The sequence below is a fragment of the Mesorhizobium sp. M0195 genome (assembly GCF_040322115.1).
Classification (GTDB): domain Bacteria; phylum Pseudomonadota; class Alphaproteobacteria; order Rhizobiales; family Rhizobiaceae; genus Mesorhizobium.
On sequence record NZ_JAMYSV010000020.1, the window covers coordinates 47,135 to 64,605 of the forward strand.

Sequence of the window (17,471 nt, forward strand, 5' to 3'; positions counted from 1 at the left end):
CAATCTCTCTGTCCCCGGCCTTCGGTTCTCCCGGCTCGTCATGCTCAAGAACGCCTTCCTGACGCTGCTTTCGCTTGCCATCGCCATCGGTGGCGGTGGCGCCAGCGTCTGGTACGCGCTGAAGCTGCAGGATGGCGTCGGCGCCATCAGGATCGGGCAATGGACCGCCTTCCCGGATATCGGCACGCCGACGGCGGATCCTTATTCCAAAGCCCGGGTGGCTCGCGAAGGCGTGCTGGCGCTTGGACAGGCGGAAGGGCTGTCCTTCATAGCCGAACGCGATTCCGGCGGCGAACAGCTCAAGCGGCAATGCGCCTACAAGATTGCGGGCGGTTTTCCCACCGCTCGGTTCTGGACGCTTTATGCCGCCGACCAGTCGCTTGGCGTGGTCGAGACCGGCACGCCGAGGCCGGCTGCGCTGCAGTCCTATCAAGTGCTGCGCCAGGCCGACAATTCGGTGGTCATTTCCGTCGGCAGCCGCCCTGCACCTGGCAACTGGCTACTGACCAGCGGCGCCGGCAAGATGTACTTGGTGCTCACGTTCTACGACACACCGATCGCCAGCAGCACCGGTCTGTCGGACGTCACGCTGCCGCAGATCCAGAAGGTCGGCTGCAATGCGTAGCCTGCTGCATGCCGTGCTGCTCGGCCTGCTCGGCGCCGGCATCGTGCACATCGTCGTGCTGCTGCTCGTCCCCGAGTTCTCCGAACGCGACGCCTGGTCGCGATTGGCCATGGCTTCGGATCTCTACAAGATGACCAGGCTCGACGCGGAAGCCGGCGGCGCGCCGGTGGTGAAATCGGTCGATCCGCTGTTTTATGCGGCGGCTTGCCGCTTCGACCTTGCCGAGGGGATGGTGCGGGTCAAGGCGCCGGGCAAGGTGCCATTCTGGTCGATATCGGTCTATGACCGCGGCGGCCACAACATCTACTCGTTCAACGACCACAGCGCGACCGCAGGCGTGCTCGACACCGTTGTGCTGACGCCGGCCCAGATGATCGAGGTCCGCAAGGATCTTCCCGAGGAACTGCAAGGGGCCATCTTCGTCGAGGCGCCGATAGAGGAAGGCGTGTTCGTCATCCGTTCGTTCGTGCCCGACGACAGCTGGAAGCCGATTGTCTCGCGCTTTCTCGAACAGAGTTCCTGCGAACTGCAGGATTTTTAGGCCGGTTCCGATGCTCAGTGGTGCGGTACCGGCAATGTTCCCGACGGTCCCGGCTTGTCGGGGCCGGTCGGCCGCGTTTCGGCCGTCAGCGGCCGCTGCTCGTAGCGCACCCCGGGAAATATGATCACTGCCGCCGGCGCGGCTTGTTGTGCTCGATTGGTTGCCGCCGTTCGCGGCACGAAAGACAGTACCATGCCCATGGTTCGCGTATTCCTCTCGGTTGCCCCGGAGCACAACGCAACGCCTCCATAGTCGATTAAGAAGGCAGTAGGTTAACGGAGCGCTAACGGATCGCCGCTAAATTGATCTTTGTTCTTGGGAAACGCGAAACCGGTACAGCCCGGCAGAGCGCCCTCCAGATCGTGTCGAGTGTCAGGCGTATCCTTCGTGTCAGCTTCGGATTTCGGGCAAATCGCAGCAGGAGCTGAATCGGGAAAGGCCGAAAGGCTGTTTCGCGCCGCGGTATCGGCATTCTGTTCGCTCACCCGCCCTTCGCGCCGGGAGATCGCGCAGCTCGAAGACCTGACGCTGCCGCTTTTCGAGAATGTCTCGGTCGAATCGCGCCGCTACGTCGCAGCGGCCCTTTCCGAATGCGAATATGCACCCGCCGCGCTGGTGCGGCGGCTTTGCCAGGAGCGGGTCGACATCGCCGCTCCGCTACTCATCCGCTCGCGTGCCCTCAGCGACATCGACCTGATCGCGCTGATCGGGCGTCACGGCCTGCCGCATGCCCGTGCCATTGCCCGCCGCAAGGATCTCAACCAAACCATCGCCGATCTCATCAAAGTGCTTGAAAGGCCGACGCTGGTGCGGTCGCAGCAGCAGCCGGAAGCAACTGCCATTGCCCCGTCCGAAAACGCGGAAATGGTCGCGAGCGACGCAAACAGACAAGAGGCGGCCGACGCCGCCGAAACCGTACGCCGCCGGTTGCGATCCATGATGCGCTCCGAGCGCGGCACCGCCATCAGACCGTTCGTCGAGCCACAAACCTACGTCAAGCTGCGCGAAACCGCGCTGACCGGCAATGCGGCATTCTTTCAGACAGCGCTCGCCGATGCGCTCGAAGTCGATTTTTCAACGGCGCGGACGCTCACCGCGAGCCAAAATTACACACCGCTACTTTTCGCCTTGCGCGCGCTCGACCTCAGCGAAGACAAGGCGTTCCTGATCACGGCTGCCATCTATCCGACCGAGTTTCCGCACCCGCAGGCGATCCGCATCTTCCTCGACCGCTACCGCCTGCTGCACCGCGACGCTGCGTTGGACAGGCTCCGCGGCTGGAAGGCCGACACCGTGTCGAAAATCGTTCGCAAGCCCGGGCGCGTCGCGGCAAATGCCGACCTGCGCAAGCCGAACAGCGCCGATGTAACCGCCACCCCAAAGGCGCTTCGCATCTGAAGGCTTGCCGTTACGACGCCTTGACCGAGATAAGCTCCTCGACGGGAACGACGCCCGCCTCGATCTCGATCACCCAGATATCCGGATCGAATTTCTTCTCGCGCTCCAGCTGCGCGTCGAAAATGGCGGCATCGTCGCCTTCGCCAAGCAGACTGAAAAAACGGTCGTCCGGCCTGGCCGAATCGTAGCTCGTCTGCGGCGCCGGCCCGAACAGCGCCATCTCTCCTAGCCGGCCACGCGCCAACACGAAAACTGCGCCGGCTTCCGTGGCGCCGCGCTTGACCACGGCGGCAAAGCCGCCGGCGCTAAAAACCCGGCGCAACAGGGCCGACACCCACAGATCGGTGGTTACCCGCATGGCGGGACCCTGTACGATTTCGGGTTTGTGGTGTCGAGATTCTCACTTATTCGCGAGCAACGGTTGGCCATCAAAGCAAGTCCCGGAATGCGACGATTTACCAACAAAGTCTAACAAAACTTGTTGGCCTCTGTGAAAAATGCTATAGTGCCCGGTATGAAAGCCCAGCCCATGCGCACTCTTACTGTGTCGCTTACCCCCAAGCAGGCCGCCCGTCTACAAGACGCCGTGAACAGCGGAGACTATGCTTCCAACAGTGAAATCGTCAGGGAAGCACTACGTCTATGGGAGCAGCGCGAGGAATTCCGCACTCTTGAACTGGAACGCCTCAAAAGGGCCTATGACGAAGGGATGGCAAGTGGCGAAGGTCAACACGTAAATCGTACGGCTTTCTTACGCGCTCTGAAGGCCGAACGCGCAGTCCGTGGCTGAATACCGGCTCACCCCGCGAGCTTCTCAGGATTTGCGAGATATTTGGCATCACATTGCCGTCGATAACGAGAAGGCGGCTGACAAGCTGATCGGACGCATTTTCGACAGGCTGGAATTGGCTTGCGAGCACGCCAAAATGGGCGCAGCTCGACCGGAATTGAGCGCCACCGCCCGCATTCTGGTCGAGGGGCGCTACATCGTGATTTACGAGCCCATGCCCTACGGCGTGTTAGCCGTGGCGATAGTCCATGGAATGCGTGACCCGGAGCAATGGCTTAAATAGGCCGGGAGACTAGGTTTCGGCCCTCAGTTGGTCAGGCCGATCTCGCGCATCTTGACGTAGACGATCTCGTCTGGCTCGCCGGTCTCCGGCAAGCCGAACAGCGCCTGGAATTCCTTGATCGCGGCCTTGGTGCGCGCGCCTACGACGCCATCCAATTGCATGTCCTCATTGCCGAACGCTTTCAGTCCGGCCTGGATCTTGACGATGCGGGGATCCGGCGTTTGCGCCGCTGCGTTTGCTGGTGCGGATACCGGAATGGCGGCCGGAGCAGCGGCCGTTTCGACCGGCCGCGGCACGGGATGCGGAACCACGGCCGCGGTCTTTGGCGTGGCGCCCAGTTGATCCAGCAGGACGCCGTCGATCTCGCCGGAGGCATTCAATCCGACTTTCTGCTGATAGGCCTGGATGGCCTTGCGCGTATTCGGTCCGGGAATACCGTCGATGGTGCCGGAATAGAAATCGAGATCCTTCAAGATGCCCTGGACCTGCTCGACGACCGGGTCGCTCTTGATCGGCGTAGCGGCCGGACGCACGATATTGATGGTGGTTTCGGGCTCATCGCTATCCGCCCGCGGAAAGCGTTCGATGCTTCTGGTAGCGAAAAACGCTCCGGCATGCGGAAAGGGCTGGTACCAAAGCGCGTTCGCCGAGACGTAGAACAGCGTCACCAGGAACGCGGTGGAGCCGCCGACCACAACAGGATTGCGCGAGATCAGGCTGCCCAGCGCCATCGCTCCGTGCTCGAAGGCATTGCCGCGGCGTTTGACCGCCTTAGGCTGTTTTGCGGAGCGACCCATTGCTCTCCCCTTTGCCACCGTCCGCCTTGGCTTTGACCGCGGACATCGGCACCACGCCGGTCTTCTCCGCCGAGCGGCCCGTCGGGCCGCTCACGGGAAGGCTGATCGTCACCGTGGTGCCCTCGCCCGGCATGCTTTCGATCGACATTGTGCCCTCGTGCAGCGCCACCAGCCCCTTCACCAGCGAAAGCCCGAGCCCTGTGCCTTCGAAACGACGGGTATAGTCGTTCTGGATCTGCATGAACGGCTTGCCGAGATTGGCGAAATCTTCCTCGGCGATGCCGATACCGGTGTCCCGGACCCAGAAATGCAGCCGCGAGCCGATCCGCTTGGCGCCGATGACGACATTGCCGCCTTCGGGCGTGAACTTGATCGCGTTAGAGACGAGATTGATCAGGATCTGCTGCACGGCGCGACGGTCGGCATTTATTTCGCCTGCATCCGGCGCGATCTGGGCCTGCAGATCGATGGCCTTTGCCTCGGCTTGCAGGCGCATCATCGACTGGCACATCTCGACCGCTTCGCGGAAGCGGAACGGTTCCGGTTCGGTCGCGTAGGCGCCCGATTCGATCCGCGATACGTCGAGTATCGAGGTGACGACGGCAAGCAAGTGCTGGCCCGAATCCCTGACCAAGCCGACATATTCCTTCTGGCGCGGATCCTTGAAGCTGCCGAACATCTCGTGCAGCAGCATGTCGGAAAAGCCAATGATGGCATTGAGCGGGGTGCGCAACTCATGGCTGACGACGGCAAGGAAGCGACCTTTCGCCACCTCGGCCGAAGCAGCCGCCTCGTTGGCAGCGGCAAGCTCCTGGCGCAGTCCGGCCAGTTCATCGTTCTCGCGCAGAAGAAGCGTGAAGACAGTCTCCTGCCCAGGCGCGCGCATCATCTCGAGCGAAAACGGCTGGTAGTTGTCGGCCGTCACGCCGCTGCTCTGCGGTAGCCGGACGCGAAGATCGAGCCGGCGCGACAGGGCGCCCTCGCGCATATCGGCCAGCGCACTGAGATATGGGACGCGGTCGGACAGATGGATGCGATCGAAAAGTCCGGTGCCGAAAAGCAGCTCCGGTGGCAGCCTCAGTATCGTGCGTGCCTTAGCCGAGGCGTCCAGAACCTCGCCATGCGCAGCGATTCGCAGCACGACGGCGTCGATCAGGTCTTCGAGCCGGTGGCTGCCGGCCGGATCGAGCTGAGCGCTGGCGGTGGCACGAAGTGAAGCGACACGCGGAATGAGCGTGAGCGCCCAGGCCAACGGCACTAGCCAGTGCCATGCGGCGATTTCGGTCTGGCCGAGCGGCAAGACGGAACCGGCTAAAGGCTGCAGCAAGACTGCGACAAGGGCCGATATGGCGCCCCAGATCACGGCACGGCGCGACTGGCCGATCCACCAGGCTTCAAACGGCAGCGCCACCGCGAGTAAGGCAACCGGCGAGGCCACACCGCCGGCGGCAGCGATAAGGGCACCCAGGGCAACACTGCCGACGACCAAGGCGAGTTGGCCGGCCAGGGTCATCTTGCCCGATGCAGCCACCAGCAGGGCGGCGAACCAGCAAAGGCCGAACGCCGCAAAGATCGCAGCCACAGTCACGGCCGCGCCCATGCCCGACGTGACCAGCGTCACCGCTGCACCCGCGCTGAAGAAGGGAGCCGCCAGCATGACGCCAATGAACCGGCTCTCACGGCGGCGGTCGTCCTGGCCGAGGACGGACGGATGAACCATCCGTTCGCAACCGGCGGCTATCGCGCCTGGCAACTCGGCGTATCTGGCCTTGATCGCACTCAACTCAACGCACCCGGTCGTGAACGGCTCTGCTTTGCAGGCGGCTTTTGTCGATCCGAAACTCGCATCCAGCGTTTAAGGAATGGATAAGGCTGCGCCGATCGTCCCCCGGCAGGCTGCAAATATCGGGATACCGGTGGGTAAAAACCGGGGCAATTGCCGCCATAGTAAACGGAGCGTTATCCGGACCACCCGCGCCTGGGCTTGCGGCCGATCGCATCAAACTGTCACCAACGCAAAAAATAACTAATAAAAACAGCACGTTGGATGGTTACCATTTGCTGAATGAAATATGAACCATTCGAGGCAAATGAACTTCAAAACGCTTCGTTTCGAATCTGCCTAAAATTTGAGGAAAACTGTTGCTTTCGGGACAAGCCGTCCTTTGCGCGTCTGTGCCAGTATCGCGGTACAAGGGTCGTGCGGTTCGGAGGCATGACCGTCATAAAGGACAGACAGATGGGCTTTCTGATAAGAGCTGCTTTCTGGTTTTCCCTCGTGCTTCTGGCGCTGCCGCTGGGTGTCGGCGCCGATGATGCGGGCCGCGCAAGCGTCGGGCCGCTCCAGGCGCTGTTTGCGGCGCGCGAAGCCGTCGGCGACATCGCCGGCATCTGCGAGCGCAAGCCGGACGTGTGCGAGACCGGCAAATCGGCAATGCACACCATCACCGCCCGGGCCAGGGAAACCGCCAAGATCGCGGCCGCCATGCTGGACGACAAAACCCCTGAACCAGATACGGTGACGACCACCGGCAGCGTGCCCGAGGAAATCGTCTTGCCGGCGAAAGTCGATCTGCCGGCGAAACTGCACTTGCCTGCGAAGAACTGAGACGGTTTCGGCCGAATTCGTCGCCAGACCGCAAGGCTCCCCACGCCCGGCGCCTGCAGCGTTTCTCCTCTTTTTCCGTGACGTGGCAGCGCCGGATAACTATATCCGGGGTGATGACTACGACGATCCAGACCATCCGCGACGACTTTTCCCTGCTCGACGAGTGGGAAGACCGCTATCGCTATGTGATTGAACTGGGTGAAGCGCTGCCGCCGTTTCCCGACGAGCAACGCATACCGGCCAACAAGGTGCCCGGCTGCGTCAGCCAGGTCTGGTTGACCACCGAACAGGGCGGGGGTCCCGACCCCGTTATCACCTTCAAGGGCGATTCCGACGCCCATATCGTGCGCGGTCTGGTCGCCATCATGCTGGCGCTGTTTTCGGGACGGCCGGCCAGCGAAATCCAGAGGACCGACGCGGAGGCCACATTGAAGGCGCTCGGACTTGACGAGCACCTGTCGCCGCAGCGCGCCAATGGTCTTCGCTCGATGGTCAAGCGCATCAAGCGTGACGCCGAAGCAGCGTTGAAGCAGACCGCCTGACCGTACAGCAGTTGCCGGCAGCATGGCGGGTTCGACCTTTGACCCCATAATACAAAACGGCGCCCGCAGGCGCCGTTTGAGTGTCAAACCCGAAGAGCCGGTTATCAGCGTCCCTTGCGCTTGCGGCCGAGACCCATCTTCTTGGCGAGCTGCGAACGGGCGGCCGCATAATTGGGCGCAACCATCGGATAGCTCGGGTCCAGGTTCCACTTTTCGCGATACTGGTCGGGCGTGAGATCATAGTGGGTCATCAAGTGACGCTTGAGCGACTTGAACTTCTTGCCGTCTTCGAGACAGATGATGTAGTCGTCATGCACCGAACGCTTCGGATTTACCGCCGGCTTCTGCTTGTCGGCAGGCGGCTGCTCGGCGGCCCCGCCGACGCGCCCCAAAGCGGCATGGACATCGGCAATGAGGTTCGGCAATTCGCCGACCGGCACGGGATTGTTGCTGACATAGGCGGCCACCACGTCGGCGGTAAGCTCGATCAGCGCGTCACTGTTTCTGGAAGGTGTTTCGGTAATATCCATGGCGTTCAGGCCCCAACGAGAATTGTTTCTGTTTGCGCCCGTTTCGATAGTTGGGCATCGCGCGAACTTGTGCAGGAAAAAGCCTCCGCGATTCGCGTCGCGGCACCTTAATGGGCCTTGGCGTCAAGTAAGTCAATTCGCTTCTTGCGCTCTATTCAGCGATGCAAGTCAAATCTTTCATATTCAGCTTCACTCTTTCGTGCAGAGTGTAAACTTGCCGTTTTTTCTGGTCAGACCAGCATCGACTGACGCGGCGGCAAGCAGCCATTACACAGACTGCAGCAGGTAAATAGAGCTCAATGCTTGTTCCAGCCGGCAGCATTACAGCCTGGCCAATCGGCGGATTCAGTAAAATCATAGGTTGCGAAGCATTACTGTTGCTCGTGAGCCGTCGGCCGGGAGCGGCGTGCCGCGTCACTGAAACGGAGTGATGTATTTTCCGTAGACCCAGCCGGTGACGAACTGGCCGTTCTGTGCCGGATCATGCCAGACTTGGCACCAGTGATTGCGGATCTTCTGTTTCTGCTGCCAGTACGAATGGTTGGCGAGATTGAGCAGATTTATCCCACCGGTGCATTTGCCGGTCATCTGCAGAACCGTCCCGTTGGGATAGGCGGCCTGCTTCTGCGAAGTTCCGGAAGGATATTTGCGCACATTGAGTGTGTCGCCGAACGGCACATTGGCCACTTGCCAAGCCGCAAAGGCAGTTGCATGAGAATGACCGGCATTGGCCAGGGTCGTCGCAGCGACTGCGAGGGCCGCGACAGTCCGAGAAAAAATGTTCATTGTCCTCTCCTCCAGCCCGTCCCCTCGAGCCACCAGACAATAGATCATAGCCGTTGAACCCGCGCTGAGCGGCGTGTTCATTCGCTATTCAAGTAACTTCCACAGCGAGACGCAATGACCAGAACCCCAGTGTTTCCGACCGCCACCCCACCGAAGCCGGAGAAACGGCCGATCTTCGACACGCATCACGGCATGACGCGGACGGACGACTATGCTTGGCTGAGGGCCACCAATTGGCAAGAGATGTTCAGGGATCCGTCTCTGCTCGACGGCCAAATCCGCGCCCACCTCGAAGCCGAGAATGCTTACCAGGCGGCGCTGATGGCCGACACGGCTCAGCTGCAGAAGCAGCTTTTCGCGGAAATGAAGGGGCGTATCAAGGAAGATGATTCCTCTGTGCCTATGAAGGATGGGCCCTATGCCTACGGCTCCTCCTTCAAGCTTGGCGGCCAGCAGCCGCGTTATTTCCGCACCGCGCGTGACGGCGGCGACAAGCAGATATTGCTCGACGGCGATGCCGAGGCCGAGGGTAAGCCCTATTTCCGGCTGGGCGGCGTCGATCATTCAGACGACCACAGCAAGCTGCTCTGGGCCTTCGACGACAAGGGTTCCGAATTCTACACGCTGCGCGTCCGCGATCTCGCCGGCGGCAACGATCTGGCGGACAGGGTTCCGGACACCGGCGGTGGCGGTGTTTGGGATGCCGGCAATGACGGTTTTTTCTACACTCGCCTCGACCCCAACCACCGTCCTTCCAAAGTGCTGTTCCATGCGCTTGGTGACAGTCCTGAAAACGACCGGCTGATCTACGAGGAGACTGATCCCGGCTTCTTCATGGATGTCGGCGGCACGCGCTCCAACGAGTGGATCATGATCGGCATCAACGACCATGAGACCTCGGAATACCGCATCATGAGCGCCAACGATCCGTTCGCAGAGCCGAAGCTGGTTGCACCGCGCCAGACCGGCCTGCAGTACGAGCTCGAGGAAGGCGGCGACATCTTCTTCATCCTCACCAATGCCGACGGCGCCAAGGACTTCAAGATCATGACGGCGCCGGCGCATGATCCGGCGCGCGCCAATTGGCAGGAACTGGTGCCGCACGAAGCGGGACGGCTGATCCTTTCGGTGATCGGCTTCAAGGACCACATGGTCCGGCTCGAGCGCAAGGAAGGCCTGCCGCGCATCGTCGTGCACGACCGCAAGAGCGGCGAGGAGCACCTGATCTCCTTCGACGAGGAGGCCTTCTCGCTCGGCCTGTCCGGCTCCTACGAATACGACACCGAGATCATGCGCTTTTCCTATTCGTCGATGACGACCCCGGCGCAGGTCTTCGACTACAATATGCGCACCCGCGAGCGGGTGCTGCTCAAGACCCAGGAAGTGCCGTCCGGCCACGACCCGGAGCACTACGTCACGCGCCGGCTGATGGCGCCTGCCGCCGACGGCGAACTGGTGCCGATCTCGCTCCTCCATCACCGCGACACGCCGCTCGACGGGTCGGCGCCGTGCCTGCTTTACGGCTACGGCTCCTACGGCATCACCGCGCCGGCCGCGTTCAATACCAATCTGTTTTCGCTGGTCGACCGCGGCTTTGTCTACGCGATAGCCCATGTTCGCGGCGGCAAGGACAAGGGCTATGGCTGGTACGACGACGGCAAGCGGGCGAACAAGATGAACACGTTCACCGATTTCATCGCGGTCGCTCAGCACCTCGTCGCCGAACGCTATACGCAGCATGACCGCATCGTCGCGCAAGGCGGTTCGGCCGGCGGCATGCTGATGGGGGCGGTCGCCAACATGGCGCCGCAATGCTTCGGCGCCATCATCGCCGAAGTTCCCTTCGTCGACGTGCTCTCCACCATGCTCGACGCCAGCTTGCCGCTGACGCCGCCGGAATGGCCGGAATGGGGCAATCCGATCGCTTCGGCGGAGGATTACCGGACCATCGCCGCCTATTCACCCTACGACAATGTCGCCGCACTCGACTATCCGCCGATTCTGGCGCTGGCCGGCCTGACCGACCCGCGCGTCACTTATTGGGAGCCTGCCAAATGGGTAGCGCGGTTGCGCGACCGCAAGACAGGTGAGAATCCGGTGCTGTTCAAGATCAACATGGATTCAGGCCATGCCGGCGCCTCCGGCCGGTTTTCGAGGCTGGAGGAAATCGCCTTCACCTATGCCTTTGCGCTCAAGGTCACAGGGAAGGCCGAGCTTGCCGCGTGAACACCGCGGATAGGCAGGTATTGCTTGCTGTTCCGCTACATGCCTTCATTGAGGATGAAAGTTGCGGAGAAGCCCACCAATGATCGATCTTGCCACATTGATTGCGTATGTCGCGGTTGTGCTTGGCTTTGTTTTCATCCCGGGTCCTGCCACCCTTTTGACCGTGGCGCGAGCAACCAGCTCTGGAACCAGGGTGGGCATCGCGACCGGCGCGGGGATCGCGGCCGGCGACGTGGTTCACACCTTCATGGCGATCGTCGGCATTTCGGCGATCATTGCCACGTCGGCGGCGCTTTTCAGCATAGTGAAGTACATCGGCGCAGCCTACCTCATTTATCTCGGTGTTCGCGCGATCATCGAGAAAACGCCTGCCTATCCGGCCGCCGGCGCACTTGCGATCCCCGCTGCCAAAGCATTTCGGCAGGCTGTTTTGACCGAGATTCTCAACCCCAAGACCGCGCTTTTCTTCCTTGCATTTCTTCCGCAGTTTGTGCGGCCTGAAAACGGATCAGTGATGCTTCAACTGGCGACATTGGGCGTGATCTTTGTTCTGTTGGGCCTCGTCAGCACGGTGGTTTTCGCCGTGGGTGCGGGCGGCCTCGGCGCTTCCCTGCGCCGAAACCCGACGGTGCTGAGATGGCAGGGCAAGGCTGTCGGCGGCATCTATTGCGCCTTGGGCATCCGGCTGGCGCTGCAACAGCGCTAGGGTCTCGACATGCGACGCCGTACGAGGCTTCGGATACTGGGCAGGCACAGTTGATTTTCCGCTCGCAATTGCAAAGGTCGCGCGCTACCCAATGCGCGGCCTTTTCACGGTCGCCGCCAACACTCAATCACCCAGGGATCTGCCATGTTGCTCGTCGATGTCTATCTCGACAAATCGCCCATCCAGGGCATCGGCGTCTTTGCTAAGGACCACATTCCCCGAGGCACGCTGGTCTGGAAGCTCGACCCGAAATACGACCGCCGCATCGAGGTGACGACCTACGAGCGGGAAACCGGGCCGGTGAAAACCTATCTCGACCGCTACGCCTACCCGGACCGGTGCGACCCGAACTACATCGTCTTCGAAGCCGACGATGCGCGCTACATGAACCATGCCGACGACCCGAATTGCGACGTCTCGCAGCCGGAGGAGACCTATGCCTTGCGCGACATTGCGCCTGGCGAGGAAATGACCTGCGACTACAATCACTTCTTCGAAACCGGCTTCGACTTTCTCGGCGACCGCTGACGCAACGACCGTCAACTCGCCGGCTTCTTGCGCGCCGGATAGCCGTTGGGGTGCGGCGGCACGGCTTTCAGATAGGCAGCGATCGCCGCGCGGTCCCCCGGGGTCAGCACGGCCATGTTCCGCTGCACGTCGACCATTGCGCCGCCGACCGTATCGAAATCCGGCGTGAAGCCGGTTTCGAGATAGTTGGCGATGTCAGCCTCGGACCAGTCGGCAATGCCGCCCTCGCCCGACGTGATGTTCGGCACGATGCCGCTGCCTTCGGCGGCGGCCGCACCTGCCAGCCACTGGCTCTTCCTGGTGCCGCCGGCAAGGTCCCGCGGCGTGTGGCATTCGCCGCAATGACCGGGGCCTTCCACCAGATAGCGGCCGGCCAGCACCGGGTCGGGCGTGCCGTCGGGAAAGGAAACGACCGGCTGGTCACTCAAATAGAGCAGCTTCCACAAGCCAAGACCGCGTCGGACATTGAAGGGAAATGCCAGCGAATTGGCGGGCGGCTTGCCGGCGACCGCGGGCAAGGTCTTCAGGAATGCATAGAGATCGGCAATGTCGGCCGGCTTCATGCGCGCGTATGAAGTATAGGGAAATGCCGGATAAAGATGCTCGCCCGACGGTGATACGCCCTTCAGCATGGCGTTGGCAAAGTCCTCGACCGACCAGGCGCCGATGCCGTCCCTGGCATCCTGCGATATGTTCGGCGGCACGAAGGTGCCGAACGGCGTCTTGAGCTCGAGGCCGCCGACCAGCTGACGGCGGGCGTCGCCTTGCGAGCCGGGCTTGGCATGACAGGACGTGCAGCCGCCGGCGTAGAAGATGCGCTTGCCCCTGGCGGCGTCGCCGGGACCAAGCTCAGCCAGCGTTGCGGCATCGAGCCTGACCGGAGCCGACAGGAACCAGCCGGCAATCGCGGCGGCGCCGCCCAGAACGAGGGCGGCGCCGACAAGTTTCTTCAGCAAGCGCATTGCCCGCCATCAGCCTTTTTTCACCCTGTAGTTTTGATGACAGTTGCCGCAGCCGCCGCCGATGGTGTTGAACTGTGCCTTCAACGCCTCGGCATCCGCAGGTGCAGCGGCAACCGCTGCCTTGACGTCTGCGAGGTACTTGCCTTCAGCCGTCTTGAAGCCGGCCATGTCCTGCCAGATCTTGGGAGACGCCGTGGTGTCGCCGGTGTCGCTGCCCGCCGGGAAAAGCGCGTCGACGCCGGCATGGAATTTCTCGGCATTGGCCTGCAGTGCCTGCAACGCGGTCAGCACCGAAGCTGCGTCGTAGGGCGTCTCGCCCTTGACCACTTTCGACAAGCCGGCGGCGATCTTGCCGCGTTCCTTCATCAGGGCCTGCCGGTCAGCAACCGGATCGGCAAACGCCCCCGAACCGGCGAAGGCGAGCATCGAGATGGCGAGGATAAGCTTTCTCATTCACTTGGCTCCATGTTGAAGGCAATTCAGGATGCGGTCCCACCCGATGACAAACGGCAAGGATGGCTTAAAAATTCCGACGCTGCGCCTCACGCTTGCGTGAAATTCTGCAACTGTCGTTCTGGTGCTGAAAAAGAAAAGCCCCGGTTCTGCCGGGGCTTTTCTGGAACGGATCAGGCCTTTTCGTAGAGTTCGAGCACATAGTCCCAGTTGATGAGACTGTCGACGAAGGCTTCGAGGTATTTCGGCCGGGCGTTGCGATAATCGATGTAATAGGAATGTTCCCAAACATCGACGCCGAGGATCGGCGTCGCGCCATGGACGAGCGGGTTCTCGCCATTCGGCGTCTTCGAGATCGCCAGCTTGCCGTCCTTGACCGAGACCCAGGCCCAGCCCGAACCGAACTGGGTGGTGCCGGCGGCGATGAAGTCGGCCTTGAACTTGTCGTAGCCACCAAGATCGCTGTCGACCGCCTTTTGCAATGCGCCCGGCAGCTTGTTGCCACCGCCGCCCTTCTTCATCCATTTCCAGAAATGGATGTGATTGTAGTGCTGGGCGGCATTGTTGAAGAGGCCCGCATTCTTGCCGAAGGACTGTTTGACGGCCTCTTCGACCGACAAATCGCCCATGCCCGCCTCGGCGGCCAGCTTGTTGCCGTTGTCGACATAGGCCTTGTGGTGCTTGTCGTGGTGATATTCCAGCGTTTCCTTTGACATATAAGGCTGCAAGGCCTCGTAATCATAGGGCAAGGCGGGCAATTCAAAAGCCATCGGTCGTACTCCCTCGTGGAAAAATCCGGTGTCGATACCGGACTAAGATAGGACTGGATTGGTCTGGAACAACTCCGGAAACGAAGCGCCGGCCGCTTTTTAGCGGGTCAGCCGAGCGAAGTCGAATGCGCCCATTCCCAATAGAGTTCGCGCGCCTTCTTGGCCACCGGTCCGGGTTGCAGATTGCGCTCCTCGATACGGGTGACCGGTACGATTTTCGAGTGGTTTCCGGTCGAGAAGATTTCGTCAGCCTCGAGAAAATCGCGGATCGACAGCGTCTTTTCCGTCGTCGTGAAGCCGTATTCGCCCAGCAGGGCCATCGTGCGCGCGCGGGTAATGCCGGACAGGAAGGTGCCGTTCGGCGCCGGCGTCAGGACATGGCCGTCCTTGACCAGAAAAATATTCGAGGTGCCGGTCTCGGCGACATTGCCCAGCATGTCGAGCACGAGCGCATTGTCGAAGCCGCGCATCTTGGCTTCGAGGATGGCCCGGCCGTTGTTGGGATAAAGGCAGCCGGCCTTGGCGTTGGTCGGCATGGTTTCGATGGTCGGGCGCCGGAACGGCGACACCGTCACCGAAAACCCTGCCGGCGAGATCATCGGCGATTCGTAGAGGCAAAGGCAGAAACGCGTCGAGGCCGGGTCGGCCGGCACGCCCATATAGCCGCCATGCTCGGCCCAATACATCGGCCTGATGTAGACTGCCGTCTTGCCGTCGAACTTCTTCAGCCCGTCCCAGGTCAGACCGACGATCTTGTCGGTGCTCATCGTCGGCTTCAGGCCGAGCGCGATCGCCGAGGCATTGACCCGCGCTGCATGGCGATCGAGATCGGGAGCGACGCCATCGAACCAGCGGGCGCCGTCGAACACGCTGGTGCCGAGCCACATGGCGTGGCTGCGCGGCCCTAGAATGGCAACATTGCCCTCGTACCAGTCGCCGTCGACGAAGGTCCATGTCGCGGATTGCGCCGCAGTCGCCAGTGTCATTGCCAGGTTCCGTTCGATGCTTGTTGCGGCGCATTGGAAGATGCTTTGGCGGCTGCCGTCAACCGGCTTGGCTGAGATTTGTTGAGGCCAGCGGGCTGGCGGACTGCAATCAGCGCTTGCGCCTAGCCTTACGCGGCCGCAAAACTGTCGAATGCAGTTCGCGGCTTACGTTTTCGATGCCTATGGCACGCTGTTCGACGTGCATGCGGCCGTGCGCCGTCACGCCGACCAGATCGGGCCGGACGGCCAGTTGCTGTCCGATATCTGGCGCGCCAAGCAGCTGGAATATTCCTGGGTCAGGACGCTGATGGGGGCCTATGCCGATTTCTGGCAGCTCACCGAGCAGGCCCTCGACTTCGCCCTGCGCAAGGTTCCATCCGCGGATGCCGGGCTGAGGGCGAAGCTGCTCGAGGCCTATTGGCGGCTGGACTGCTATCCGGAGGTACCGGCCGTGCTCAAGGCGCTCAAGGCATCGGGGGCAAGGCTGGCGATCCTGTCAAACGGTTCGCCTGAGATGCTGGAAGCGGCGGTCAAATCCGCCGCGCTCGACCAGGTCCTGGACGACGTCTTTTCCGTCGACAGCGTCAGGCGCTTCAAGACCGATCCGTCGGTCTACGACATGGTCACCACGGGCTGGCGCCTCTATCCGGGCGCCGTCTCTTTCCAGTCATCCAACCGCTGGGACGTCGCCGGCGCCACCAAATTCGGCTTCAGGACGGTGTGGATCAACCGCGCCAATCAACCAGAGGAATACCGGGATTTCCCACCGGCCCTGATCCTGCCGTCCCTCGATGGTCTGATCTCCGGGGTTTGACGGCCGGACATGTTGCCTCGACGCAACAGTGACGATCCAGTCACAGCTTTGCCTTTGTTTGTCCACCCTGCGGCCAGAATTGGAACCGCCTATCGCACTGACATTGCTCAAGCACCTGCGCCGTATCGGACGCATTCACGCTTTGTTGCGATTTGAGACTTAAAAAAGGCAATCATGTTCACACCCCAATCGTCCTCTCTGCGCCTTAGCCGTCGCGGTTTCCTCAACGCAGCAGCCCTTGGCGCCGCCTCGGTCGCGGTCTCCAGTTGCACCACCCTGTCGCAGCAGCCGGTCGAGCCACCGCCGCCGACCTATGTCGAGCCGGCGCTCGGCGATTACGTGACGATGTATGGGCCGATGTCCGATGGCGGCTTCGAGCTGCCGGCCATACCTGTCGACAAGATCGACCCGCAGTTCCTGCGCCAGATCGTTGACGATCCGACCGGGCAGCAGCCCGGCACCATCGTCGTCGACACGACCAACCACTTCCTCTACCTGGTGCGCCCGGGCGGCCAGGCGATCCGCTACGGCGTCGGCCTCGGCCGCGCCGGCTTCGAATGGTCGGGCGATGCGGTGGTCCAATGGAAGCAGAAATGGCCGAAATGGACGCCACCGGACGACATGATAGCCCGCCAGCCCGAGCTCGCAAAATACAGCGCCGACAATGGCGGCATGCCCGGCGGGCTGGACAACCCGCTTGGCGCGCGTGCGCTTTACCTGTTCCAGGGTAACCAGGACACGCTGTACCGGTTGCACGGCTCGCCGGAATGGCGGTCGATCGGCAAATCGGTGTCGTCGGGCTGCGTGCGCCTGATGAACCAGGACATTATCGATCTCTACGATCGTGTGCCGAACAAGACCCCGGTCGTGGTGACAGCCGATGTCGGCCAGCCGGTGGTGGCAACAGCAAACCGCAGAGCCATTCCGATCGACGCCGGCGTGCCGGAAGGATCGATCCTGCTCGGCCCGATAAAATCGATCACAAATTCGATCTTCTGAGCTGGTCGAAAGCGCGGGCGGGATCTTCCTCGCTCCCGCTGGTTTTGCTGCGCGTCGGCGTGCCCGTACCGGTGCCGGCCTTTAGGTGCGGTGTTTACGCCAAGCAGCGGATTTGCCGCGCTGTGGG

General features: G+C 61.8%; 22 protein-coding genes. 12 read left to right on the forward strand and 10 right to left on the reverse strand.

The window, feature by feature from the left end:
* Positions 1–40 precede the first annotated feature (40 nt).
* Positions 41–625, forward strand: coding sequence for a DUF1214 domain-containing protein (locus NKJ12_RS26575; protein ID WP_352706148.1), 585 nt, complete (start codon positions 41–43; stop codon positions 623–625).
* Positions 618–1,166: a DUF1254 domain-containing protein gene (locus tag NKJ12_RS26580; RefSeq protein ID WP_254819944.1), complete on the forward strand. Its 549-nt coding sequence runs from the start codon at positions 618–620 to the stop codon at positions 1,164–1,166. The genes NKJ12_RS26575 and NKJ12_RS26580 overlap by 8 nt, the downstream gene beginning before the upstream one ends.
* 14 nt (positions 1,167–1,180) lie before the next feature.
* On the opposite strand, the gene NKJ12_RS26585 is transcribed toward NKJ12_RS26580, so the two are convergent.
* Positions 1,181–1,366, reverse strand: a complete 186-nt coding sequence (locus tag NKJ12_RS26585; protein WP_254819943.1) for a hypothetical protein — start codon at positions 1,364–1,366, stop codon at positions 1,181–1,183.
* A gap of 187 nt (positions 1,367–1,553) precedes the next feature.
* On the opposite strand from NKJ12_RS26585, the gene NKJ12_RS26590 reads away from it, so the two are divergent.
* Positions 1,554–2,564: a hypothetical protein gene (locus NKJ12_RS26590; RefSeq protein ID WP_352690033.1), complete on the forward strand. Its 1,011-nt coding sequence runs from the start codon at positions 1,554–1,556 to the stop codon at positions 2,562–2,564.
* A 10-nt stretch (positions 2,565–2,574) separates the two neighbouring features.
* Here the strand turns inward: NKJ12_RS26590 and NKJ12_RS26595 are convergent, their stop codons facing one another.
* On the reverse strand, positions 2,575–2,922 hold the full coding sequence (locus NKJ12_RS26595; protein WP_254819941.1) for a DUF1491 family protein: 348 nt from the start codon (positions 2,920–2,922) through the stop codon (positions 2,575–2,577).
* A 171-nt stretch (positions 2,923–3,093) separates the two neighbouring features.
* On the opposite strand from NKJ12_RS26595, the gene NKJ12_RS26600 reads away from it, so the two are divergent.
* Together NKJ12_RS26600 and NKJ12_RS26605 are read left to right on the forward strand one after the other, a co-directional pair.
* Complete coding sequence (locus NKJ12_RS26600; protein ID WP_254819940.1) at positions 3,094–3,354, forward strand: type II toxin-antitoxin system ParD family antitoxin; 261 nt, start codon at positions 3,094–3,096, stop codon at positions 3,352–3,354.
* Entirely contained in the window at positions 3,347–3,637 is a 291-nt protein-coding gene (locus NKJ12_RS26605; protein ID WP_254819939.1) for a type II toxin-antitoxin system RelE/ParE family toxin, read from the forward strand. The genes NKJ12_RS26600 and NKJ12_RS26605 overlap by 8 nt, the downstream gene beginning before the upstream one ends.
* Before the next feature lie 23 nt (positions 3,638–3,660).
* Here NKJ12_RS26605 and NKJ12_RS26610 read toward each other — a convergent pair whose 3' ends face one another.
* Positions 3,661–4,434, reverse strand: a complete 774-nt coding sequence (locus NKJ12_RS26610; protein ID WP_254819938.1) for a peptidoglycan-binding domain-containing protein — start codon at positions 4,432–4,434, stop codon at positions 3,661–3,663.
* Positions 4,409–6,154 (reverse strand): ATP-binding protein, encoded by a 1,746-nt coding sequence (locus NKJ12_RS26615; protein WP_352690061.1) that lies wholly within the window; start codon positions 6,152–6,154, stop codon positions 4,409–4,411. Before NKJ12_RS26615 ends, NKJ12_RS26610 begins: the two co-directional genes overlap by 26 nt.
* A 519-nt stretch (positions 6,155–6,673) precedes the next feature.
* Here NKJ12_RS26615 and NKJ12_RS26620 point away from each other — a divergent pair.
* A complete protein-coding gene (locus NKJ12_RS26620) occupies positions 6,674–7,042 on the forward strand; it encodes a DUF5330 domain-containing protein (RefSeq protein WP_352706097.1) in 369 nt (122 codons plus the stop codon).
* Positions 7,043–7,155: 113 nt separating this feature from the next.
* A complete protein-coding gene (locus NKJ12_RS26625) occupies positions 7,156–7,584 on the forward strand; it encodes a SufE family protein (protein WP_352479545.1) in 429 nt (142 codons plus the stop codon).
* A 104-nt stretch (positions 7,585–7,688) separates the two neighbouring features.
* On the opposite strand, the gene NKJ12_RS26630 is transcribed toward NKJ12_RS26625, so the two are convergent.
* Positions 7,689–8,114 (reverse strand): Ros/MucR family transcriptional regulator, encoded by a 426-nt coding sequence (locus tag NKJ12_RS26630; RefSeq protein ID WP_023677844.1) that lies wholly within the window; start codon positions 8,112–8,114, stop codon positions 7,689–7,691.
* Positions 8,115–8,528: 414 nt separating this feature from the next.
* On the reverse strand, positions 8,529–8,900 hold the full coding sequence (locus tag NKJ12_RS26635; RefSeq protein ID WP_352479517.1) for an SH3 domain-containing protein: 372 nt from the start codon (positions 8,898–8,900) through the stop codon (positions 8,529–8,531).
* 114 nt (positions 8,901–9,014) lie between these two features.
* On the opposite strand from NKJ12_RS26635, the gene NKJ12_RS26640 reads away from it, so the two are divergent.
* The 3 genes from NKJ12_RS26640 (at position 9,015) to NKJ12_RS26650 (ending at position 12,360) form a co-directional block, all read left to right on the forward strand.
* Complete coding sequence (locus tag NKJ12_RS26640) at positions 9,015–11,126, forward strand: S9 family peptidase (protein ID WP_352706099.1); 2,112 nt, start codon at positions 9,015–9,017, stop codon at positions 11,124–11,126.
* Positions 11,127–11,205: 79 nt separating this feature from the next.
* Positions 11,206–11,832, forward strand: coding sequence for a LysE family translocator (locus NKJ12_RS26645; RefSeq protein WP_352706101.1), 627 nt, complete (start codon positions 11,206–11,208; stop codon positions 11,830–11,832).
* A 144-nt stretch (positions 11,833–11,976) separates the two neighbouring features.
* Entirely contained in the window at positions 11,977–12,360 is a 384-nt protein-coding gene (locus NKJ12_RS26650) for an SET domain-containing protein (RefSeq protein ID WP_352706104.1), read from the forward strand.
* A gap of 11 nt (positions 12,361–12,371) precedes the next feature.
* Here NKJ12_RS26650 and NKJ12_RS26655 read toward each other — a convergent pair whose 3' ends face one another.
* The 4 genes from NKJ12_RS26655 to NKJ12_RS26670 all read right to left on the reverse strand — a co-directional run bounded on the left by NKJ12_RS26655 (position 12,372) and on the right by NKJ12_RS26670 (position 15,531).
* On the reverse strand, positions 12,372–13,322 hold the full coding sequence (locus NKJ12_RS26655) for a cytochrome c (RefSeq protein WP_352706106.1): 951 nt from the start codon (positions 13,320–13,322) through the stop codon (positions 12,372–12,374).
* A 9-nt stretch (positions 13,323–13,331) separates the two neighbouring features.
* Positions 13,332–13,775: a c-type cytochrome gene (locus tag NKJ12_RS26660; protein ID WP_352706108.1), complete on the reverse strand. Its 444-nt coding sequence runs from the start codon at positions 13,773–13,775 to the stop codon at positions 13,332–13,334.
* Between the two features lie 173 nt (positions 13,776–13,948).
* Entirely contained in the window at positions 13,949–14,545 is a 597-nt protein-coding gene (locus NKJ12_RS26665; protein WP_023677850.1) for a superoxide dismutase, read from the reverse strand.
* 107 nt (positions 14,546–14,652) lie between these two features.
* Positions 14,653–15,531 (reverse strand): branched-chain amino acid aminotransferase, encoded by an 879-nt coding sequence (locus NKJ12_RS26670; protein ID WP_352706110.1) that lies wholly within the window; start codon positions 15,529–15,531, stop codon positions 14,653–14,655.
* A 151-nt stretch (positions 15,532–15,682) separates the two neighbouring features.
* Here NKJ12_RS26670 and NKJ12_RS26675 point away from each other — a divergent pair, with 151 nt between their 5' ends.
* Both NKJ12_RS26675 and NKJ12_RS26680 read left to right on the forward strand, forming a co-directional pair.
* The gene (locus NKJ12_RS26675; RefSeq protein WP_352690040.1) at positions 15,683–16,345 is read left to right on the forward strand and encodes a haloacid dehalogenase type II; all 663 of its coding nucleotides are present in this window, start codon (positions 15,683–15,685) and stop codon (positions 16,343–16,345) included.
* A 174-nt stretch (positions 16,346–16,519) separates the two neighbouring features.
* Entirely contained in the window at positions 16,520–17,344 is an 825-nt protein-coding gene (locus NKJ12_RS26680) for a L,D-transpeptidase (RefSeq protein WP_352479511.1), read from the forward strand.
* Positions 17,345–17,471: the final 127 nt, after the last annotated feature.